This is a genomic window from Paenibacillus sp. Leaf72, from assembly GCF_001422685.1.
Classification (GTDB): domain Bacteria; phylum Bacillota; class Bacilli; order Paenibacillales; family Paenibacillaceae; genus Pristimantibacillus.
Map to the genome: position 1 here is coordinate 466,406 of NZ_LMLV01000023.1, position 21,623 is coordinate 488,028.

General features: G+C 46.7%; 18 protein-coding genes. 5 read left to right on the forward strand and 13 right to left on the reverse strand.

The features are described from left to right. Window positions 1-125: 125 nt before the first annotated feature. The 7 genes from ASF12_RS36340 to ASF12_RS20830 form a co-directional block, all read right to left on the reverse strand. Complete coding sequence (locus ASF12_RS36340) at window positions 126-1,337, reverse strand: flagellin N-terminal helical domain-containing protein (RefSeq protein ID WP_056038839.1); 1,212 nt, start codon at window positions 1,335-1,337, stop codon at window positions 126-128. Between the two features lie 251 nt (window positions 1,338-1,588). Next, entirely contained in the window at window positions 1,589-3,193 is a 1,605-nt protein-coding gene (locus ASF12_RS20805) for an extracellular solute-binding protein (protein WP_056038842.1), read from the reverse strand. Between the two features lie 33 nt (window positions 3,194-3,226). Further along, entirely contained in the window at window positions 3,227-5,527 is a 2,301-nt protein-coding gene (locus ASF12_RS20810; protein ID WP_056038845.1) for an AraC family transcriptional regulator, read from the reverse strand. 396 nt (window positions 5,528-5,923) lie between these two features. Continuing rightward, window positions 5,924-6,712 (reverse strand): Nif3-like dinuclear metal center hexameric protein, encoded by a 789-nt coding sequence (locus tag ASF12_RS20815; protein ID WP_056038847.1) that lies wholly within the window; start codon window positions 6,710-6,712, stop codon window positions 5,924-5,926. Window positions 6,713-6,757: 45 nt separating this feature from the next. Continuing rightward, entirely contained in the window at window positions 6,758-7,846 is a 1,089-nt protein-coding gene (locus tag ASF12_RS20820; protein WP_056038849.1) for an NAD(P)-dependent alcohol dehydrogenase, read from the reverse strand. A 32-nt stretch (window positions 7,847-7,878) separates the two neighbouring features. Beyond that, window positions 7,879-9,960 (reverse strand): alpha-glucuronidase family glycosyl hydrolase, encoded by a 2,082-nt coding sequence (locus ASF12_RS20825; protein WP_056038852.1) that lies wholly within the window; start codon window positions 9,958-9,960, stop codon window positions 7,879-7,881. 36 nt (window positions 9,961-9,996) lie between these two features. Further along, window positions 9,997-12,150: a glycoside hydrolase family 52 protein gene (locus ASF12_RS20830; RefSeq protein ID WP_056038854.1), complete on the reverse strand. Its 2,154-nt coding sequence runs from the start codon at window positions 12,148-12,150 to the stop codon at window positions 9,997-9,999. A gap of 196 nt (window positions 12,151-12,346) precedes the next feature. Here ASF12_RS20830 and ASF12_RS20835 point away from each other — a divergent pair, with 196 nt between their 5' ends. Beyond that, on the forward strand, window positions 12,347-13,267 hold the full coding sequence (locus ASF12_RS20835) for an AraC family transcriptional regulator (protein ID WP_056038857.1): 921 nt from the start codon (window positions 12,347-12,349) through the stop codon (window positions 13,265-13,267). A 650-nt stretch (window positions 13,268-13,917) separates the two neighbouring features. Here the strand turns inward: ASF12_RS20835 and ASF12_RS20845 are convergent. Next, window positions 13,918-14,508 carry a TetR/AcrR family transcriptional regulator gene (locus ASF12_RS20845; RefSeq protein WP_056038863.1) on the reverse strand — a complete coding sequence of 197 codons (591 nt, stop codon included), beginning with the start codon at window positions 14,506-14,508 and terminating at the stop codon, window positions 13,918-13,920. A 158-nt stretch (window positions 14,509-14,666) separates the two neighbouring features. Between ASF12_RS20845 and ASF12_RS20850 the strand changes: the two genes are divergently transcribed. The 4 genes from ASF12_RS20850 to ASF12_RS36350 are packed head-to-tail and all read left to right on the forward strand — an operon-like array spanning window position 14,667 to window position 16,304. Beyond that, the gene (locus ASF12_RS20850) at window positions 14,667-15,311 is read left to right on the forward strand and encodes an NAD(P)-dependent oxidoreductase (RefSeq protein ID WP_056038866.1); all 645 of its coding nucleotides are present in this window, start codon (window positions 14,667-14,669) and stop codon (window positions 15,309-15,311) included. A gap of 23 nt (window positions 15,312-15,334) precedes the next feature. Then, window positions 15,335-15,673 carry a DoxX family protein gene (locus ASF12_RS20855; protein ID WP_081418954.1) on the forward strand — a complete coding sequence of 113 codons (339 nt, stop codon included), beginning with the start codon at window positions 15,335-15,337 and terminating at the stop codon, window positions 15,671-15,673. A gap of 26 nt (window positions 15,674-15,699) precedes the next feature. Further along, a complete protein-coding gene (locus tag ASF12_RS36345) occupies window positions 15,700-16,041 on the forward strand; it encodes an LLM class flavin-dependent oxidoreductase (RefSeq protein ID WP_056038872.1) in 342 nt (113 codons plus the stop codon). Next, window positions 16,038-16,304: a hypothetical protein gene (locus tag ASF12_RS36350; protein WP_056038875.1), complete on the forward strand. Its 267-nt coding sequence runs from the start codon at window positions 16,038-16,040 to the stop codon at window positions 16,302-16,304. The genes ASF12_RS36345 and ASF12_RS36350 overlap by 4 nt, the downstream gene beginning before the upstream one ends. Window positions 16,305-16,450: 146 nt before the next feature. Here the strand turns inward: ASF12_RS36350 and ASF12_RS20870 are convergent, their stop codons facing one another. The 5 genes from ASF12_RS20870 to ASF12_RS20890 all read right to left on the reverse strand — a co-directional run bounded on the left by ASF12_RS20870 (window position 16,451) and on the right by ASF12_RS20890 (window position 21,609). Beyond that, window positions 16,451-17,257, reverse strand: coding sequence for an alpha/beta hydrolase (locus tag ASF12_RS20870; protein WP_056038878.1), 807 nt, complete (start codon window positions 17,255-17,257; stop codon window positions 16,451-16,453). 76 nt (window positions 17,258-17,333) lie between these two features. Further along, window positions 17,334-18,140, reverse strand: a complete 807-nt coding sequence (locus ASF12_RS20875; protein WP_056038881.1) for a Nif3-like dinuclear metal center hexameric protein — start codon at window positions 18,138-18,140, stop codon at window positions 17,334-17,336. Window positions 18,141-18,179: 39 nt separating this feature from the next. After that, window positions 18,180-19,073, reverse strand: a complete 894-nt coding sequence (locus ASF12_RS20880; RefSeq protein ID WP_081418940.1) for a carbohydrate ABC transporter permease — start codon at window positions 19,071-19,073, stop codon at window positions 18,180-18,182. A 12-nt stretch (window positions 19,074-19,085) separates the two neighbouring features. After that, the gene (locus ASF12_RS20885) at window positions 19,086-20,012 is read right to left on the reverse strand and encodes an ABC transporter permease (RefSeq protein ID WP_442952544.1); all 927 of its coding nucleotides are present in this window, start codon (window positions 20,010-20,012) and stop codon (window positions 19,086-19,088) included. A gap of 64 nt (window positions 20,013-20,076) precedes the next feature. Further along, window positions 20,077-21,609, reverse strand: a complete 1,533-nt coding sequence (locus ASF12_RS20890; protein WP_056038905.1) for an ABC transporter substrate-binding protein — start codon at window positions 21,607-21,609, stop codon at window positions 20,077-20,079. Window positions 21,610-21,623 lie beyond the last annotated feature (14 nt).

Below are 21,623 nucleotides of genomic sequence, written 5' to 3' on the forward strand. Positions count from 1 at the left end.
TATCGGCTACATGGTCGATCTGCTTGCCATATGTTTTCTGAGTAGTGATTTCATGAATATTCTCCTGCAAAGGTTATTTCAATCATCTGTCAATAATATCAAGCAATTTTTATCTTCAATGTCGTTCAACTAAGTAGCTTTAATATATTTTGCGGAATCATCTTCGCTTGTACAAGCATAGCCTGACCTGCATCAGTCAAAATTCGAGATTTTGCAAGTTCCATTATTTCTCTTGCCATATCCGAATCTCTAATTCTTGACTCCGAAGCGGATAGGTTTTCCCCATAGTTAAGAATATTGCTTCCCGTATGTTCAAGACGGTTTTGATAAGCTCCAAGCTTGGCTCGTTCAGAGGATACTGTATTAATAGCATTTTTTATAGGAACAATAGCATTAGAAGCTCCTAAATGGGATGAGATATTTAAACCAGCCACCCCTATTGCAGATCCATTTACGTTTGGCATGCCTATATTCAAGTTCTCACCAGCAGCAGTGCCCGTCTGAATGGATATTCCACTTTCCCCACTAAGTGTTAGTGTTGCTGGGCTTCCCGTCAGGAGATCGGCTGGAATGCCTGCCGAGGATGATATAGTGATTTCTTTATCTGTTAGCAGAATTACGGTCGTACCCGAAATGTATAAACTTGTATTTTGTACTGATTCTTGCTCCGATGGAAAACCAATATTCCGGGCTTTTAAATTAGTATACTTACTCAACAAATTACTTAATGTTTCATTTATATTTACCCCAATTGGAACATCAACCCACGTATTATTTATATTATTGGGACTAACAAATTCAAAATCTGCAGCTAACATTAAGGTAAGATCACGTATGCCAATCCTATCCTCATCATTGGGATTTCCAGTAAAATTCCATTTCGCAATGTAGTTTGCTGAAAAAGTACGGTCACCAGATGCCTCTCCATTCAAAAGCTTGATTCCATTGAAATTAGTATGTTCAGCAATATTATCAATCTCAGCCTGCAGCTGGTTGAACTCATTCTGACTATTTTTTCTATCAGTGTCGCTATAAGTACCATTTGCTGTTTGCACAGCTAATTCATTCATACGCTGCAGAATAGCATGGATTTCCTGCATAGCGCCTTCAGCAGTTTGAATAAGTGAAATTCCATCTTGTATATTTCTTGATGCTTGCTGTAAACCACGTATCTGCCCACGCATTTTCTCTGATATTGACATCCCCGCTGCATCATCTGCCGCCCTATTAATATTAAGCCCAGATGAAAGTTTTTCCATAGACTTCGTTCTCTTATCATTGTTAATAGTTAAACTTCGATTTGCATTCACAGCCATTAAATTCGATCTTATATACATTTCACTTTACCTCTCGCTAGGGAAATAACTCCATCTTTATATCATTATCGGCATGTACCTCCAAAAAAATAATGTTTATTATAAATTTAAAATTAGATAACCAATCTAAAATCTCTTTCTATGAATTTCATAGTTAAACATTAGAAATATGTTTTCAATGGTTATACAAATATAATTTTACAATTCCTTATAGTTTGCGAGCCGTTAATGGCATTACATATGAGGGGCTCCTGATCGTGTATCGTATCGCTTTAACGTTGCAAATAACGTTCATAGGCAGCTTGCTGAATTTCCAGCGCTCTTTCAATGCCCAGCTCCTTCATTTGCTGAACATATTTATCGTAGTTGTCGGCAGACTCATTGCCTAATATAATTTTCAGCTCCGCTTCTTTAACCAATGCGTTAATATCGTTCATAATGCTGCTCATTTCATCCGCTTCCTCAGCCGTTGGCGTCACTGGCGGCAGCAGGTGGCTCTCGTGATTCGTGTTTTTCCAGATGCCCAGCGCTTCCGTCGTCTGCTCATATTTCGCTGGTAAATTATTATCCTGCTGAATCATAGGAAAGTTGGTGCCATGTGAATATTGCAGCATCACTTGGTCGCTGCCTAGTCCATTCGGGTTGTTGACGACCAAATCCGTATAGACTGGCTTGCCGTTGCCGAGTTTATACGTGACCCCTTCCAGACCATAGGTGTTCAGCATGCTTCCTTCAGTGGAATAGGCGTAATCCAGCCAACGGATGGCTGTTTCTACATTTTCAGCAGTAGCGGAAATCGCTGCGGAGCTTGTCCCTGCATATGCATTGTCCAACTGACCGAACTCTGGAAGCTCGCCTTTTACCGCTGCTGGGTAAGGGACGGCCACGAAGTTCGCCTTCGGATCGGTTTCCTGAGCTGCAGCATTGTATTTTTCAATGTAAAACTGCCAGCCAATCGTTGCGCCGCTGCTGCCGGAGGACATTTTTTTATCAACGGTTGCCGCATCGATGGAAGCAAAGTCCTTGTCAATGAGCCCTTCCTTGTACCACTGGCTCATCGCTTTTAAATATTCTTTATATTGCGGCTCCAAAAAGCCGTACGTCACTTTTCCATCATTCATATAGAAGTTGCCCATTACGCCAAATGCGCCGGCAAAACCGCCCGTGCGTTCGCCCAGAAACATCGACCGAAACGTAACCGGCGAGCTGGCCTTTTTCTTCTCTTTGAACGCCGTCAATACGGTATGCCATTCCTCAATCGTTTCGGGAATGTCCAAATTCAGCTCGTCGAGCCAATCTTTACGGATAATAGGTCCGCCATATACACGGCCAGCATCTGAACGAATGAACGGGAAAGCATAATACGTGCCGTCATCCGTTTTGATCATTTTGTCGATGTCGGGATTTTCCTGAAGCACTTTCTTTAAATTCGGCGCATACTGGTCAATTAAATCATTCAGCTTTAATATATACCCCTGCTCCACAGCCCGATCTGGCCCGCCGGGATATTGAAGCCACGTATTTAGAAAAATATCAGGAAGCTCTCCCGAGGCGAGCAGCAGGCTGAACTTTTGATCCGTCATCGGCGTTCCACCCAAATGCCTGATTTTAACACCGGTCCGCTGCTCGTATTCTTCATCAATCGGCATCACTTCTGGCGTACTGCCAAGCTGCTCATCCATAAAAGAAAGCTCGACATTGCCCTGCATAGGATAAGAAAACACGCCTCCTGTTTGATTATTGACATTAGTATTAACAATGCCTTCCATATTGCTGTTTGAATTCGAATGACTGCAGCCAGCAGCCAGCATAATGAAACTCAGTAGAAAAAGGACAGGCTTGCCCACCGTTTTTTTGCTGAACCCTTTTGCCAACATCAAGACCTCCGTTTGCATGCATATATGTGTGTTTTAGCTCCGCTCAACTTGTAGATTCTTATATTTGCCCGGTGTAATCCCCTCATACTTCTTGAATACTCGAATGAAGGCACTGCTGCTGGAGAAGCCCGTTTTTGATGAAGTCTCTTCTATGCTGGCGCCTTGCTGAAGCAGCAACTTCGCCTTAGAAGTGCGCGTTTGACTAATGAAGTCATGCAGGCCGAGCTCCTTCTGCTCTTTAAATAATCGCGATACGTATTGCGGGGTAATGCCGAATTCGGCCCCAATCATCGATACGCTGAGATTAATATCGTCATAGTTTTTCTCTACGTACTCCGCCACCTGTTCTCCAATTCCCGTATTGGACAGCAAGGACAGCTTTTCATTGATTTTGTGGCACACCATTTGTAAAATTTGCAGCAGCTCCTGCCGGAACTCCCCCCTAGTTGTACAGGCGAGCAGACGCTTCATCGGTCGCGATTCTTCCCATATTTGAGCCTGCTGGGCTTCCAGCGGAACAGATTTCATCATGGAGCTTGCCAAATCGATCATCGCGCATTTGAGCATTTCAACGGAGGATTGGCTGCTGAACACCTGGTTCAAAATATCATCTACCTTCTCGGTCGCTTTTTCCAGGTCTCCTGTCTTAATGATGTTGATAAAAGCAAGCTCATCATTGATCGACAAATAATATTCAGCTTCCACAGGCTCAATATCTCCATACCAAATCGACACATTTTCTTCTGAAAATAAGCGGTATTCTTGGGCCTCCAGCGCCTGCAAATAAGCATGATGTATGCCCGCTACCCCGACCTCATGCTCGCTCCCGGCCATCACAATTTGCAAGCGGTAGCGCTGATCGGTAAATTCCAGCGTTTTCACCAAAGCCTGCTCCATGTCCTCTTTCCAGACGGAAATGCGATCGGGGTGGATGTTAATAACCGCAGCAAGCATGCCGTCCATATCGGTAAAGCTTAAGCTATGAAACTCCTGAGCCACATCAAGCATAATATTCGTTACGATAAAATGGGATAAATTCATCGACGTCGCGCTTGCTTCGTCTGGCCCAATATCGAAGAGCAGTACGGCAAAATGCTCAGTGCTCCAATTCAAATGGTAACGACCCGCCGCTCCTTGGACGGACAAGCCTTCCTCTGCCTGCCCTTTGAGCAGCCTCGTCAAATAGTAGGCCTGCAGCACCCGAAGCTGCTTGTATTCGCGGCTGCTCATATCATCCCGCTCGCGAATCGTTGCCAGCGCATTTTCCCTAATAAACGAAAACTCGTCTGCTCGCCACATGCTCCGCTCCTGCTTGGCGTAGGAGAATACATTGACCAGCTCGCGAACAGGATTATAATTGCGGCGGGCAACATAATAAATGACGACCCCACCAATTAAAAAACAGACCAGCAAGCCAAGCAAATTCAAATTGCGAATCTCTCTGGCTTTTTCCCAAAAGGTATTCGAAGGGAAAACGCTTACATATTTCCAATCAGACGTATCCGAGGCGATAAAGGAAACCATATTTTCCGTTCCGGCAATAGTCAAAAAGGAAGAATCTGCTTCTTTATTGTCCGTCTCCACCATAGAAAAAATCGGCGGACTATCTATTTTATTATTTTGAAACATAATTTGATTCGCATGATCGACGATATAGACGTCCCCATTGTTGACCCAATCGACATTCGCCAGCATTTTTTGCACGGTGCTGCTATTTAAAGCGATGAATAGTACGCCTCGCGTCGTGTCCTTTTCCTTTATATTCGATAATGGCTTAATTAATAAAACCGTATTTCCGACCCGTTTAAATTGAATAAAAGGCCTCAGCTTCCCCGACTGGATCATCGGTGTAGCCAAAATTTTCTGCCATTCCTGCTCGCTGATGTTAAACTGCTGGCGATTCATCTCATAAAATAAGGCTGAATCCGCGTAGGTCTCGTCTGTAAGTATCGTACCCAGCTTGCCGGAATACAGATAAATCCCTTTTATAAAATTGTTGGCGGATTTATACTTGCTCAGCTCCTGCTGGATTTTAAAAATTTGAAAGGCTTCCTTCTGCTCCGAGTCCGGATTCATATTCAGGAAGGAATTCACGTCATTATGAATAGACAGCAGCATAGCCAGCTTTTCTGCTTGGTTGATTTCACTGTCTACCATATATTTAACCTGTTTGAGCATGGCACCGCTAGCCCGCTGAATTTCATACTCTACTACCTTTTTCGTTTGGGTGTACACGACAGCGCTAACGATTAATGGGATGAGCATTATGATGGCATAGGAAATGATCCACCTAAAAGCAATGCTTTTGCTAAAAACAAACCTCTGCTGTTTCATACTTTGCCTCCGCAGGTTGAACTCTCTTATCGCAAGCGTAAACGGCTTTCGCCACCCGTTTCGCGTAGAAATATAGAGAAGGGATGGGAAAATCATATCCTTTCCTATATTTCAAGCGTAAACGGCTTTCGCCACCCTTTGGCGGCAAAGCTTYCGTTTCGCGTAGAAATATAGAGAAGGGATGGGAAAATCATATCCTTTCCTATATTTCAAGCGTAAACGGCTTTCGCCACCCTCTGGCGGCAAAGCTTCCGTTTCGCGTAGAAATATAGAGAAGGGATGGGAAAATCATATCCTTTCTCTATATTTTAAAAAACCTGCTCTGCCCTAATAAGAACTTCAATGAAGTCCCCTTAGCAGCAAAGCAGTATTTGAAATCTCTACCTATTGATTGATTTAGAACACTTGGAATACAGGGGCATCTGCCAAAAAACAAACCGGAAGCTTCGGATACTTCTCCGCTAGCATTTCAGCTAAATATTCCATCCCCGGCTCTTCGCTCTCGGCATGGCCAAGCATAATGAGCGCTTTGCTGTGCCCTTGATGCAGCGCATCCCTTATATATTCTGGCGTTTCCCACTCCGGTCCTTCGCCAGCTATTATCAAATCCACATTTTGCTGCTGGAGCAATGGAATTGCTGAGCTTCCGCCGCCTCTATATCCTACCAGAACACCTACGCGTTTGCACGGCATTGTGGGTTCCCCTGCTGCCCGCACATAGGGAATGTGCAGCTTGCTTTTCAAATAATCAGCCACTTCGGCGAGCTGCATAGCGGGTATATCTACAATTGCCTCGGCTGGCTGCGTTTCGGCTGCCATCCAACCGAGCTTGCGCAGCAAACCGATCAAGACAATGTCCGGCTGGTAGCTATGCATATAATCATGGAAGCGAAAAATGCCGACACCTGCTTTTTCAATGAAGGCCGTTTTGGCCTCAACAACAGCGTCGTTGCGCAGCCAATCTCCTGCCTCATGGTGGCTATAAAAAAAGCCCTCGTGCGATACAATTAAATTGGCGCCCAAAGCGAATGCCTGCTCAATAATAGAATGGGTGGCCGAAAAGGCTGTAACGATTCCTTTCACTACGGTATGCTCGTGCCCAAAGCTCAATTGATCAACGGTTGGAACAGGAACCTCTATGCCTGCTTTCAAGTCCTTTATCACTTGCCCAATGGTAATTTTCATCGCGGCCACCTTTCGAGCTGTACATCCGACAGCAGCAGCAGTAGCTTACTCATTCGGATAAACGACTACCTTCAAGCTGCCGCTCTTGTTATGAATAGCCCGTTCAAGTGCCTCCTGCGTCTTGGCGAGCGGATAGCGGTCGGTAATGAGAAAGCTCGCATCTATGGATTCAGATGACAAAAAAGATAGGCCGCTAGGATAGGTATTAGCATAGCGGAAAATACCGTACAAATCAATTTCATTGTCCGCGATAAAGGTAATGCTCAGCGGCGTTTCATCCTGCGGAGGCAGTCCGACGATCGCGAGCTTCCCTCCCCGGCGCAGCGAATATAAAGCTGAACGAAGCGCATGGGGATTGCCGGCTGTTTCCCAAGCCACGTCCACCCCTTTGCCACCGGTCAGAGTCTTCACGACGCTGGCCGGGTTCTCGTTCTTGGCATGAATGGCGTGGGTAGCTCCCATCTTCAAAGCGGCTTCCAAGCGAATTTCCTCCATATCGCTCACAACGATTTGTGCGGCTCCGAAAGCTTTTGCCGCGGCAACCGCCATGAGCCCTACCGGACCCATGCCCATAATCGCTACCGTATCTCCGGGCTGCAGCTTGCTTCTTCTCGCCGCGTGAATGCCCACCGAAAACGGCTCGTTAAGCGCAGCCTCCTCATAAGACAATTGGTCGGGAATCGGAAATACCATATCCTCCCGAACCGCCAAATATTGCACAAAAGCGCCGTCTATCGGCGGAGTTGCCAGAAAGCTCACGTCAAGGCAAAGATTGTAGCGCCCTTCCTTGCAAGCACTGCAATGTCCGCACGTCGTCCCTGGCTCTATAGCGACCCGTGTACCTACCGTGACGGAGCTCACCTTATTCCCGACAGCTGCTATCATTCCTGCACATTCATGTCCGAGAATAAGCGGCTTCTCTACGATAAAGCGGCCTATTCGGCCATGCTCATAATAATGCAGATCCGAGCCGCATATGCCGACAGCCATCACCTTGACTAACACTTCTCTGTCCCCAATTGAAGGGATTGGCAGCTCTTGCAAAACAATTGCACCCGGCTCCGTCATAATGGCCGCTTTCATCGTTTGAGGCAGCTGCTCTCGTTCTAATCCTGCTACACTCTGCTCACTCATTTGAAAGTCTCCTTCACAGTCGAACATGTAAGTTAATAGATTTTGCGGTGGTGCTCATCTTCTATCCCGCTTTTGCGCAAAAAGTACGTATTGATTTGATCACGCCACTCTTCTGCATGCCGAGCCTGCTCCCGCAAACGCTCTTCAACCTGCGTATACAGCCCTTCCTTCATTCGGCCCTGCAGGGAGCTCCAAGCTGTCAGCAATTGCACCGCCCGCTCCACCCCTTCAAAGTGGGTATCGTATATATGCTGAATGACGGTTTTTCCAGAATGAAGCACATGGGTATACGGGACATGATGGAAGAACAGCAGCAGCTCATCTGGGCAATGCTCCAGCGAATTATAGATTTCGGCATTCGCGCCCATATATTGCGCGCTGTAGCCGGTTCCGCTCTGCACCGTGCGGTCAACGCCTAATCCTTTGTTGTCTGCAAAATGATACGTTCCCCATGGCGAATATTCATATCCATCGACATTAGGACCGTAATGATGGTTTGGGTTGACCATCCAGCCTATGCCGAGCGGTGCCGTATACGACTCATAAATGCTCCACGAATCCATTAGCAGTCCGCTAACGACATCATGAACGGCGGTATCCAAACTTAGAGCCAACTGTATCCACTCACTCGCTATTTGCTCCGCCGTTAAATCCGGGTTCCATGCCAGCCTGCCATAGCCGTACAAATTAGCTTGAGCCAGCAAATGCCCGCTCCAGTTTGATTCTGCTCCTACATTAGTGACAGCTGCCATCCCGTTTATCCGGTTGCCCCACATGGAGCCGTCGACAATACGCTTGACTGGAGCCTGTTCGCCGCTCGCATACGTATTGAACTCCAATATTTCCTTCCATTGCGGGACGAGGTAGCACAGATGCCGCTGCTGCCCTGTATACTCCTGCGTAATTTGAAATTCAATCAGCTGATTCGTATGCGCAAGCGCACCAAAGAGCGGAGATACAGGCTCTCTAGCTTGAAAATCAAGCGGGCCATTTTTAATTTGCAGCACAACATTATCGTTGAATCTGCCATCCAGCGGTTTAAAATGGTCATACGCTGCCCGCGCACGATCGGTCGTGCGGTCACGCCAATCCTGCTTGCAATTGTAAACGAAGCATCGCCATATCACGATGCCGCCATGCGGCTCCAGCGCCTGCGCCAGCATATTGGCTCCCTCTGCATGGTCCCGCTCATACGTAAAGGGACCCGGACGATTTTCAGAATCAGCTTTGACCAGAAAACCGCCAAAATCCGGAATGGCTACGTAAATTTCCGAAGCTTTGCTGTTCCACCAAGCTTGCACACTCTTATCCAGGGGATCAGCCGTCGCAAGCCCGCCGATCTGAATCGGACTCGCGAAATTGATGCTGAGGTACAAGCGAATGCCGTAAATCCGGAAAATATCGGCGAGCTTCGCTACTTGCGGCAAATAGGTTGGCGTAATAAACAGCGTCTCCTCCTGATGAACATTAACGTTGTTAATCGCTATCGCATTAATGCCAACCGAAGCCATCATTCTGGCGTAATCGCGCAGCCGCTCCTGATCCTTGGTAAAACGGTTATTTTCATACAAAAAAGAGTTTCCGGCATAGCCGCGCTCAATGCTGCCATCGAAATTATCCCAGTGATTAATCATTCTTAATCCGTTTATCGGAGCGCTGACGATATCAAGCTCATCGATTGAAGCGCCCGTGCCTATGAGCCTCAGCAAATGAAACACGCCATAAAGCACGCCTGCCGGCGAGGCAGCGCCGATTGCTAGACAGGAATCAGCATGGCTCGTGCGGATGACAAACCCTTCCGCTCCTGCAGCTTGAATATCTTTTTCGCTAAACAAGCTTTCATAGCGCGCATTCCCGGACGGGAACGTTCCCAGCGCGATATGACGCTGCCCCTGAGTGGGGGCAGCTGATACGGAGTGGCCCAGCATCGCTTCCAGGCCGAGCTTTAGTTCAGCCGCCGCAGCCTGAATCGTTTCCTGCTCTTCATAGACAACTATTGCGCCGCCCCATTGCTTATATTGCTCCAATTGGGTACCCGGCAGCGCCTTATTATAGCTCAGCCAAGCATGATAGCCGCTTTCCGCTGGTTTAGGTTTCCTCGCAGTTTCATTCATCCTTTGTTGCACCTCGTCCTATGGTTTGAATTTGCCTTAACTGCTTTTGACAAGCGAATAGTCAGCCGACTTCTCATATAGCCACAAAATGGCGGTTACGCCGCGAGGGTAATATTTGCTGCCTACAATTTGGCCGGACAACACCTGGTCGCTCCAGCACCAGTAGGAAAGCTCGGGATGCAGCAGCCAAGCGACATGAGCCGAATCGGCAAGCTTTCCGTTCTCCTCCCACGGCATTTTCATAATTTCTCGGGCAATAAATTGGCATAAATAAATTTTGCTAAGCCATGAATTGTTGCTGGTCGAAGATAATTTCCACGCTCCATCCTCAAACAAGCATACGCCAGGCACAAGCACGGTTGTCAGGTGACGGTGAAGACTGCTCAAATAATCGGCAAATCTGCCGTTCGGATCAAGGGCTTCCTTGCAGCCGGTAAATAGCGGGAATACAAGCCCTTCAATCGCAGGAATGATGCGCGAGTCATTGTTTTCTCCAATAATAGCAGGTATATAACCATCCTCTGTTAATGCAGCTGTAATGGACGCCGCACATTTATCTGCTTGACCGCCAGCCTCTGCCGACAATTCTGGCAAGCCTTCGGCTTGGAACAGGCGCTCCAGCGCCACATAAGCGGCCCAGCATTTTCCGGCCATATAAATATTGTTGCGGGACTGGCCCAAGGAGGCATCCAAGCTGTCATAGGTGGAAATTTCAGCGCCTCCCTGCGTACGCGTGCTGTCCAGTGCCATAAGGCCGCTGCGCAGCTCCTTTACAGGATGATCCCGGTTCAGCATGCTTTCAAAGCAGGAGCGAATGACGGGCAGCATGTTGGCTGTAAATTCCGCATCCTTCGTTTGCTCAATATATACAAGCGCCGTACAGAGCCAATTGACCAGCTCTTCATGGGACATATAAGAGAAGCAGTCGTCCAGCCCCGCCAGCTCATAGGCCGAATATTGCGGACGGGAAAAAACATTCGCCACCCCGACATCATGGGTAAATGTTATACCGCCGGGATATAGCTCCTGCCCACCAGGAAACGTAACCTGGTCGTTGTAGCTGTACCTGTCTACGAACAGCTCCAATTCGTTTCTTACCGTCCACGGATTCATAATCAATTCAAAAAACAGCTGATCCACCGTCAAATCCAGCGTGTTCATCATCCGATATTCGCCTTCATTGACAATCCATAGCGCTTTGCCATCATGGTCCAGCATTTGGGTGCTTCCGTAATAGCTGTGAATAGCGTGCGAGAGCATAAATTTTTGATCGTTCGAAAGCTTCGAATCATTAATCCATTGATCCGCCTGCTGGCAGGACTCAGCAAGCTCCTGAAAATGCTCCAAGGCGTATGCAGCGACGCTGTCGATATTTTTAAAATAACGGGTATATGCATAAGAGGCTTCGATGCCTGTTGTGACGATGCCATCGCGATAGAAGCAAATTGCAAACTTGTACGTGCGCGTCTCGCCCGGCGGCACCTCCATTAGAATGGCTCCTGTTCCGCCCAAGCCAAAAGCATAGTTATGCTCGTATCGCTCATCCAAAATTTTCTCCATTGTAAATCCCAGCGCACTCTGAACATCGTCCGTATCGCAAGCGATAGCCGTCAAGCGGCCCTGCCCGATGCCGGCAATTTGCCCTCCGCTCGTATCGCCCAGCCTGCGCATCGCACTGTAGGGATCGCTGCCCTCGTAGCCAAAAAAACCTCTTCTAGCCGTGGACCCGTTGCTATTGTCCAGCGTCAATTCGGCAAAAACAGCCGGAACGATCGCCTGCTTCAGCTCCTCTGGGCTCGCTGCTGCCGGATCTGGCACGGAGCGGACAGGCGAATAAATACGCAGCGTTACGTCACCCGCCTGCCACGTATCTGTGCCTGCGCCCAGCGTTCGCAAAATTTGATCGTCGTTAAACGCTTTCAATTTTGCCGTCGCCTGCTGATCCTTATCGCTCGAATCGGCTTTTTCCACATCATATCTGGAGCTGTCGTCGGCAGCCGCTTCAAAAAACGGAAAAGCCTCATAAACGCTGCCAGCTAAAGCCTGCATTCCGATATAAATGTTTTGATCGGCTGGCTTTCCCAGCTCGGAAGCAAGTCCGCCCTTCTTTCCTTTGAAGCCCAAGGTGAAGCTCGAAAAAGCTCCGATTGGCGAGTGCTGCACATTATAAAATTGATTTGGATTAGCCACTGTTGAACCCCTTCCTGACCGTTAATAAAAATAAAAGTTAAGCGTTTGCATGAATTATTTTTATCCTAGCACGTCAGGTTAAGCGGAAGCCATTGTCAAATCGAGCAATTATTTACCCAAATCGGGCTGGGTACGTTATACTCGTAGTTAAGCATAGTGTGAAAATTTGCGAGGAATAGAACGGAGGTGCTGCATGATGGCAGCCACTTTTATACCACCTATACTTGGACAATGCATTAGCGAAGCTATTGTTCCTGATGTCAAAACAACGATCAACCTGTTTGGCATGCATTTGCGCAAAGTGAGCGGACAATGGGATTATCCGGTGCATACCCATCCCCAATATGAGATCAATTACGTGCTCGAGGGCGAGCAATTGTTTATCGTCGATGACCGTCATTATATACAAAAGGCTGGGGCCCTCATGTTTCTTCAGCCAGGAGCCTCTCATGCCAGTAAAAGTGGAAACGGCAAGCCGTTTACTTATTTTTGCCTGCATTTTGATATCGATGACCGCATGTTTTTATCCTTATTAAGTCGCCTCGACTCTGTTCTATTTGACACTGACAGCAATGTTGTCCAGCAATTAAGGCCAGCGCTCAATAAAGTCATCGAAATGTCGAGCCAGCTCGCTGAACATTCCGCTGCCAAGCTTACGGAACGGATGCGCCTCCAATCCGCTGTATTTGAGCTGTTCGGCCAGCTCTGGGAAGCCCTTTCTGCGGAGGCCGACCTCCATTCAGCCGTCTCCTACGAGAAAGTCCAGCTGGCTCATCAAATTCGCGATAAGCTGCAGGGACTCATTTACCAGCAATTCAAGCAGGATGCCGCTCTACTAGACCAGCATTACGGCATTGACGACATTGCAGCCGAGCTTGGCATCAGTGTCTCCCACTGCAACCGGGTGTTCCGGCAGGTTTTTGAAATGTCGCCCCGCGTGTTTCTCTCCAAGGAGATGCTGCATGAGGCGAAGGTGCTGCTTAACGATCCCCAGATGTCAATCAGCCAAATTTCCGCGATTCTCGGCTATCGCGATATTTCGCATTTTAGCCGGCAGTTCAAGCGCTGGTATGGTGCTTCGCCGAGTGAGTACCGTCGGGGGAATAAAGAGAGATGAGTTCTGCGAGGATAAGCTTTATATTATGATTATGCTTTGTGTCTAGGGCATCTAGGATGTGTATGCAAACCAAAGTCAGCCTGCTTCTGCTTGCTTAGCGCTTAATCGAGGGCGTCCCCTATGACGAGTTAAGGCTAGGGGATAGCCGCATGGGAGTGTTACTGAGACCAATGTGGCTGAAATCATTGTAGCTGTGATCACTATTGCTGAGACAGCTGTAGCTGAGACAGCTGTAGCTGAGACCCCGCAGCTCGGGAACGCTCCCTGCTTTTTTTGGCGGACTGAGTTTCCGCTATTCTGGCTTTTGATTCGATTTCAGGCCGTAAGCGGACAGGAAATCCGTTATTGCCCTCATTATCCCATCAAAGGGGCTTTTGGCAGTGCATTAGCTGCTCCTGAGTCCGCGAACTGCCCCATAACCAGCGATTCTGTTGAAATAGCGGCTGCTGTGTCCGCCAAGTCCATCATTGTGCAGGGAGTAAGCCGGGGTTAGTTGCAAAACTGCGGCGGGAAGTGTTCCGATGTCCGCCAAGTCTATCTTTTTGCCTGGAGTAAACCCCTGCAACGACGAGCCTAAAGCAGCACTTGGCGAAAAAAAACCTAGGCTACCGCCGATTTAGAGAATGAACTTTACCTATCGAATTTCAGCTCTAACGTACTTCCTCCGCAATAAACAGCTGTAATCCTTGTGAAAGATAAGGGAGCACCAATTGAATATATTCCTCAGCTGGCTTTGCCCCGTTGTATTGCCAGTTAACAGCCGCCCCGTATAGGCTCCAGCTTAACATGACAGCTGCAATTCGAACCGACTCCTCATCCTCTCCGATTCCTGCATTTTGTTTCATTAGCATGTCATAAAAAACTTGTTCAAGCTCTTTCTTAATAATGGCTTCAATGACAGAAGTAAAGGATTCGAAGCTTTTGCGGCATTGGGACGCCAGCGAAGATAGAAACACGGTAAGCGACATAAATACACTGGCAATCGTCTTTTCATTGAGCTGATCATGTATGGAGATTTCTCTCATTACGCTCATCATGAGGCTCTCTTTCAGTGTTTTTTCAAGCAGATCGTACTTATCCATAAAATGGTAGTAAAAGGTGGCACGGTTGACTGTTGCTTCTGTTGTAATATCTTTAATGCTGATATCCTTCAAATCCTTTTTCATCGCGAGAAGAAGAAAGGCATCCATAATTAATTTGCGTGTACGTACAAAACGCGGGTCGAGTCTGTTTTCCGTCATCCCATTCCACCTCTATTTTTTAGACATTTCACTGGATATGTCGTATATCCGATAAAAACGCTATTTTATCGGTTGAACAGCTGCATAGCGCTATTTACAATACAACTATACAACAAGTGTTGTAGAAATAAAAGGTGGATAAGAAATGAGGTGGAACGATGAAAATAACCGTTTTTGGGGCAAGCGGCGCTATTGGGAAGTTGGTCGTACAAGAAGCATTAAAACATGGCGACCAGATAGTAGCTTATGTAAGAAGAGCTGATGCTCTGCCTGACAAGGATCCGAATATACAAGTCATTGTTGGCAGCTTGGATGACCGCGGCAAAATGGAAGAAGCGATTGCGAATTCAGACGCCGTAATCAGCGCGCTGGGGCCAGCCCTCGATAAATCCAGAAAAGTGAAGGATTTGCCGATAGCCCGGGCTCATGAAACCATTATTCAAATCATGCAGGCTTTAAATAAAAAACGTTTCATCACTTTGGCAACGCCTACCGTCAAAGCAAAAGAAGACCGTTCACAAACCGCTACTGTGCTGCCCGGTATAATGGCTAAGCTTCTTTTTCCAACCGGCTATCAGGAAATGAAGCGCATCGAACAGTTGATTCAGCAATCAAGTCTGGAGTGGACCGTCGTACGCATAATTAACCCTAATATTAAACATGACGGCAAGAGCTATGGGATTTCGCTTGGGGATACGAAGGCAGGCATGAATGTGACGCGAGAAAACGTTGCAAAATGCTTATACGATTCCGTTCGAAATACGGCCTATATCCACAAAATGCCGATCGTTTTTAACCAATAAAGGAGGAAAATACAACATTGACGATGACCATATGGATTATAGAAGGATTATTAGCAGCGATGTTTCTAATGGCAGGATTGGGTAAAACATTCGGTTCTTCGATGCACGTCGAGTCCTTCAGGCGCTGGCGGCTGCCGCAGTGGTTCCGAGTGGTGACAGGACTAGTAGAGCTAGCAGGAGCAGCATTGCTCATTATTGGGTTTTGGAAAAGCGGCTTTGCCATAGCTGGCGCACTCCTTTTGGCTGTTACAGCCCTTGGTGGAATCTTGACTCATCTACGCGTAAAAGACGGCATCAAGGAAACGTCTACGATTGTTATTCTTGGCATTCTGGCCGGCGTATTGCTGTTCCTGCTCTACTAATTAACTTTAAGAAAGGATGCGTTACGATGTTAAATCGGGGTGGAAAACCGTTTGAATTCGGCATTTATTCGCTGGGTGAATTGCTTCCGGATCAGCACGGGCAAACAATCGGAGCGGCCGAGCGGGTGGCAGATATTTTGCAAATGGCCAAAATGGCAGATGAAGCGGGCCTTGACGTATTCGGGGTAGGTGAGCATCACCGGGCGGATTTTGTCACCTCCTCGTATGCATTGATCCTGGCTGCTGCTGCCCGGGAAACAAAGAAAATCAGGCTGACCAGTACACTGTCCGTCATCAGTACCGCTGATCCGGTGCGTGTGTACGAAGATTTTGCGACGCTGGATCTCCTTTCGCAAGGCAGAGTATGAAAGAACGAAACCAGCGCTTTGACGCCCCGAAGGAGTCGCTGCACCAACAGCGTGCGGCCAGCTACATTCTAGGAGTGGGCAGCGCGGAGGAATTGACCGAGAAAATCCTGTACCAACATGAATTGTTCGGCCACAGCCGCTTCATGGCCCAATTCGATATGGGCGGCCAGCCCCTTGCCCGAGTAGAGAAAGCCATTGATCTGCTCGCCAACCGGGTAGCGCCAGCGGTACGAAAAGCTCTGAATCGTGCAACCGCAACTTGAAAGCAGATATTCGCGCATCCTGCTGCAAGTGCAGCAGGTGCTGCTTTTCTTCCATACGGCAGACAACAAAGGAGTTGTCCCGATACTTAATCATTTTTTCGATCATGGGGAACACTAGAGACCGATCTTCATCTTAGGCATGCTGCTCACCCTATTTCTTCATCATCCATTGCCCATAAAATCGCTTCTTCGAGGTAAACATTCCAAAAGTCCCACGTATGGGCACCAGGACTTTCCATATACGCGATCTCAACATTTTCAGAAACCAGAAAGCTGTGGAATTTCTGATTGACGTCCAATAGAAAATCCTCGGTACCGCAAGCCATATAAATACGAGGAATCTCCTCGTTGCTTCGTTTGAGGTTCAAAATCAGCGCTTCCGGATCTTTATCGCTCCCTTGCAGTTGATTTAAGTCGCCGAACACCCGCGTAAAATAGTTGTAATCAGCAACTCCATCGCGATAATCCTTCGCTGCTCCCGCAATCTTATAGGGTAATATGGCAGAGGAAAAAGCCATGATCTTGCTAAAATTCCCGGCATACTTCAAGCCATTGCGTATCGCACCGTAGCCGCCCATGGATAAACCGCCAATAAAGGTATCCTCTCTTCTTTTCGATAAAGGAAACATTTCTCGCGTAAACGCGACCAGTTCATTGCCGACATATTCCCCAAATAATTCTCCTTTACCCAGATCATCCACATAAAAATGATTTTCTCCGGATGGCATAAACACAGCGATGTTATGTTTATTAGATAGCTCCCTAATTCTGGTATAGCTAATCCAGTCCATGCAGCTGCCCGAATAACCATTTAATAAATAGAGTGCCTTCATCGTTTTTTTCTTCGCTGCTGCTTGGCCCGGTATTTCCAGCTTGTCTAATGGAATCAGTGCATTAAAAGTGACTTCTCTTCTCAGACATTTTGAATAAAAATGAACCTGCATCATGGCCATTATCCATGTCCCCTATCTATTTTTTATCGCAATTACACGTCGTATTCTACGGTAAATCCGCTCTCATCGATGTAATTTACAAGTAGATAAAGGGCTCTTCCGCATCGATAAAGGAGACTGGAATACCGTTGACCAAAGGCTGCAGCCATTCAGCCATATGCTTCATGCCGGGCTCCTCGCTTCGTTCATGTCCTACTACCAGCATAGCCTTATTAAGTCCAAGCATCCTGGCATCATTAACGTAGGCACAAAGCGTCCATTCTACAATTTCTCCGCACACCATTACATCAAGATTTTTATCCCGCATGAGCTCTATCGGCATTTGTTCTCTACCAAGTCCCAAGCTGCCACCGCCGACGAGTATGCCAATTCTTGAACACGGCATTGCTGGATCCCCGACGATTTGGATGACCGACATATTTAGCTTTTGCTTAAAAAATTCAGCCAGTTCTCCGAGCGTTGTCTGGGCGATTTCATACGAATGCGGCTGGTTTTTTTCGAACATTTGCTCCTCCCAACCGATATCCTTCAATAAACCATCGTAGATCCGGTCTGTATGCCCCATGTGCATATGATCATGAAATCTCCAAACCGCGATTTGGTTGTCTTCGATGAGCTTCTTTTTTTCCAAATAAACGGGGTCATGTTCAAGCCATTCTATTTCATCCTTTCCCGTATAGTAGGTTGGCTCGTGGGTAATGATCATGTTAGCGCCATGCGCAATCGCCTTTCTGATCACCTCGACGGTAGCCATAAAGCTCGTGACAATACCTGTCACTTCCATATCAGGATCGCCGCTCATTAATACATCCCCTGATTTTTCTAATTTTCGATCGCCGCAAGTATCGAATATAACCGTGTCAATCACTTCTTGTACCTTCATTTTCTTCTCTCCTTTGACATTCCTTTGAATTCCCTTTAATTATCCTTTTACTGCTCCAATTACGACGCCTTTAGTCAAATACTTCTGAAGGAAGGGAAGGACAACTAAAATCGGTAAAATTCCAATAACGGCCATTGCCATCCGAACTGCCGTGCTAGGAAGCTCTACGGCGCCGACACCAATCATACTGCTCGCCTGATCAGACTTTAAATATTGGATATTGTTCATTAGCTGAATCAGAAGATTTTGAACGCCATAATATTGGGGCTTAGTAATATAATACAAGGCATTGATCCAATCATTCCAATACGTTAATGCTGTAAACAAACCGATTGTCACCAGAACTGGAACCGATAGCGGCAGCATAATTCTGTAAAAGGTTTTCAGCTCGGAAGCGCCGTCGATCTGTGCCGATTCGATCAGGTCCACTGGCACATTATTTTTAAAATAATTACGAACCAACAGAACGTTAAAACCGCTTATCAAATAGCTAGGCACGATTAACGCCCACAAGGAATCCTTAATATGAAAAATTTTCGTCCACATCATATAAGTGGGGACTACGCCACCGCTAAACAGCATTGTGAAAAACACAATAAAAGCCAGAACATTATGCAGCTTAAAATCCCTTCGTGCCATCGGGTATGCAAGCATTGCGGTCAAAATCGTGCTGACTGCGGTTCCGACGATCGTAACGAAGAAGGATACACCATAGGCTCTAATAAAAGTTGAAACGGTTGTGTACATGTACACATAGGCATCCAGGCTCCATTTTTCCGGAAAGTAGCTGTACCCGTTTCTGATCAAGGCAGACTCGTCCGTAAAAGAAGCCACGAAAATTAAAATAAAGGGTAAAAAAGCCGCCAAGGTAATCAAAGTCATAACGAGTGCAGAGAAATGGGCAAAGGTCCGTTCTCCTCTTGTTTGTATCAACGTATTTACCCCCTAAAATAAAGCATTATCAGCATTTACTTTTCTGACAATCGCATTCACAATCAACACAAGAATGAAACCAACTAACGATTGATAAAGACCGGCTGCTGCGGACATCCCAATATCATTTAACTGAATCAGCGCTCGGTACACATACGTATCGATGGTTTGTGTGGTACTGTACAAGGCACCGGCATTCATCGGCACTTGATAGAACAAGCCAAAATCGGAATTGAAGATTCTCCCTACCGAAAGAAGTCCTAATATAATAATCGTCGGTTTGAGCAAAGGCAGCGTTATATTGAAAATTTGCTTCAGCTTGCCTGCGCCATCAATCTTCGCCGCTTCGTAAATGCTCTTATCGATACCAGCGATAAATGCAAAATAAACGATTGACCCATAGCCGGCGGTTTTCCATAACTGGATGATGACTAATATATAAGGCCAATATTTAGCCTCCGAATACCAGCTGATTTCAGGAAGCCCAAACGGTCGCAAAATGGAAAGATTAATAAATCCGCTATCCGAATTAAGATAAGCAAATACGAGGTATGACAGCACCACCATGGAAATCAGATTCGGAAGTACTAGGCCGGATTGAAAAAACTTCGAGTATACCTTCGTTAACAGCTCTGACATTAGAACAGCGATAAAAACCGAACAGATCGTGCCTAAAACAATAAACGCTAAGTTATATAAAATCGTATTTCTTGTCATGATGAAGGCATCGCTTGTATTGAAGAGAAATTTAAAGTTAGCAAGTCCAACCCAATCGCTGCCGAATATTCCTTTCGTAAAATCCACTTCTTTGAACCCAATAAAGACGCCGAGCATGGGAATATAATTATTAATGAGCAAATAAAGCAGACCTGGAGCCGCAAGCAGAAGTAGCGGCATCATCTTCTTTAATTCCCGGCGTTTTGCAATCGCAGCGTTCATCAACATTTCTCCTTTCGTACAAAGTGGAGCTTGCACCAAGCCCCACTTCGCACCTCTCACTTATTTATAGCTTCTTCTTCGCCAGCCAAGCGTCAAGCTGCTCCTGCTTCGCTTGGATAATCGCTTCGGCGCCAGCATCGTTCAACGCTTCCACGAGCTTGGGTATCGTCGTTTCGGGGTCCAAGGAGCCGGTAACCAGTCCAGGAAGATATTGATTGACGACATTGTTGACCGAGCTCATTTGCGTTTTCACACTGTTTTGGTCGAAAATAAAGCCAAAATAAGGAGAGCGTTCCGTCTCTTTATTTTCTTTCAGCTTCAGCTCAATATCTGACCAATCTGCACCCTCAAGTTGATACTGAAGAGACTCCGAACCAACAATTCCGGAACTCAAATGCGCGGTGTAAGCAACCGTCGAAGCATTTTTGCCCTCAGGGAACTTGACATGATGCTCATCGACCTTCACATAATCCTCGCCTTCGATTCCGTACAACAGCGTGTTCATAACTTCAGCGTCCGTATATAACAAGTTTAAAAACTTCATGGAAGCCTCTGAAGCTTTACTCCTGCTTGAGATCATCCATACAACCGCATTGACTGCAATCGTATCGAAATAGAACGGTGCAATGCGTTTCGTCTCTAGATTCTTGCCAGTTTGGGCGCTAAGCGCTTGGGCAACAGCCATACCGCCATATCCACCCATATAGGCGAATCCGCGTCCGGAGGCAATCATTTCAGAAAATGGACTGGAGGCTGTTGCCGCATCTTTCTGCAAGTACCCTTTGTTGTACCATTCTCTCATCATCGCAGCACCAGCTTTAAATTCATCCGTGTCATAAAAATTCCGTACTTTGCCGTCATCTCCGATGACGACTCCGACACCCGTGCTGTCTGTCAGAAAGTCGACTTTATTTAATCCTCTTAACAGCCTCACCAGCCCCGTATCACTCGGGCTGACATTGATGGGACCGAAAGGAACGACATCTGGATTCTTTTGTTTCAAGGCATCAAATATCGCCGGCAGATCATCTATCGAATCCATATCATTAGCGGACTTTCCCATTTCCGACATCATGTCGGCGTTGTAGACCAGATTGGTTGGAAGCGCCATCCCTTTATTCGCGGGAATGCCGTAAATTTGACCATCAATCGTAGTCGCTTCAAGAAGATCGTCACCGAAGTCCTTATCCAAAATCCCTTTCATGTCTTTCCCATATTGCAAGAGAAGATCATTCATTGGATAAAGCTGTTTTTTCGATGCGAAATTCGCGAACTGCTCAAAGCCTGTAAAGATGTCCAATTGCTCACCGCTTTGCAGCGCCAGGTTGACTTTCTGGCTGTATTCAGCTGGACCGTAAATTTTCAGCTCCACCTCAACATTTATCTTTTCCCTTGTAATCTTATTAATAGCTTCCGTTACGCGGCTAAGATCGTCAGGTATTCGATTAAATGACGGGAGTGCAAATACAACTTTTTCAACCTTTCCCGCAGCCTCTTTAGACGTTTCGTTTGCGGATTCTGTGCCGCATGCGGTTAACGACGAACCGATTAAGGTTACAGACAAAAGCAGTGCAGTGATTCCCCTTTTTGTGCTCATTTGTTCTGCCTCCA

Coding starts and splice junctions, on each gene's coding strand:
- ASF12_RS36340 (WP_056038839.1), bottom strand. CDS start 1,337: ATGTATATAAGATCGAATTTAATGGCTGTGAATGCAAATCGAAGTTTA.
- ASF12_RS20805 (WP_056038842.1), bottom strand. CDS start 3,193: ATGTTGGCAAAAGGGTTCAGCAAAAAAACGGTGGGCAAGCCTGTCCTT.
- ASF12_RS20810 (WP_056038845.1), bottom strand. CDS start 5,527: ATGAAACAGCAGAGGTTTGTTTTTAGCAAAAGCATTGCTTTTAGGTGG.
- ASF12_RS20815 (WP_056038847.1), bottom strand. CDS start 6,712: ATGAAAATTACCATTGGGCAAGTGATAAAGGACTTGAAAGCAGGCATA.
- ASF12_RS20820 (WP_056038849.1), bottom strand. CDS start 7,846: ATGAGTGAGCAGAGTGTAGCAGGATTAGAACGAGAGCAGCTGCCTCAA.
- ASF12_RS20825 (WP_056038852.1), bottom strand. CDS start 9,960: ATGAATGAAACTGCGAGGAAACCTAAACCAGCGGAAAGCGGCTATCAT.
- ASF12_RS20835 (WP_056038857.1), top strand. CDS start 12,347: ATGGCAGCCACTTTTATACCACCTATACTTGGACAATGCATTAGCGAA.
- ASF12_RS20845 (WP_056038863.1), bottom strand. CDS start 14,508: ATGACGGAAAACAGACTCGACCCGCGTTTTGTACGTACACGCAAATTA.
- ASF12_RS20850 (WP_056038866.1), top strand. CDS start 14,667: ATGAAAATAACCGTTTTTGGGGCAAGCGGCGCTATTGGGAAGTTGGTC.
- ASF12_RS20855 (WP_081418954.1), top strand. CDS start 15,335: ATGACCATATGGATTATAGAAGGATTATTAGCAGCGATGTTTCTAATG.
- ASF12_RS36345 (WP_056038872.1), top strand. CDS start 15,700: ATGTTAAATCGGGGTGGAAAACCGTTTGAATTCGGCATTTATTCGCTG.
- ASF12_RS36350 (WP_056038875.1), top strand. CDS start 16,038: ATGAAAGAACGAAACCAGCGCTTTGACGCCCCGAAGGAGTCGCTGCAC.
- ASF12_RS20870 (WP_056038878.1), bottom strand. CDS start 17,257: ATGGCCATGATGCAGGTTCATTTTTATTCAAAATGTCTGAGAAGAGAA.
- ASF12_RS20875 (WP_056038881.1), bottom strand. CDS start 18,140: ATGAAGGTACAAGAAGTGATTGACACGGTTATATTCGATACTTGCGGC.
- ASF12_RS20885 (WP_442952544.1), bottom strand. CDS start 20,012: ATGAACGCTGCGATTGCAAAACGCCGGGAATTAAAGAAGATGATGCCG.
- ASF12_RS20890 (WP_056038905.1), bottom strand. CDS start 21,609: ATGAGCACAAAAAGGGGAATCACTGCACTGCTTTTGTCTGTAACCTTA.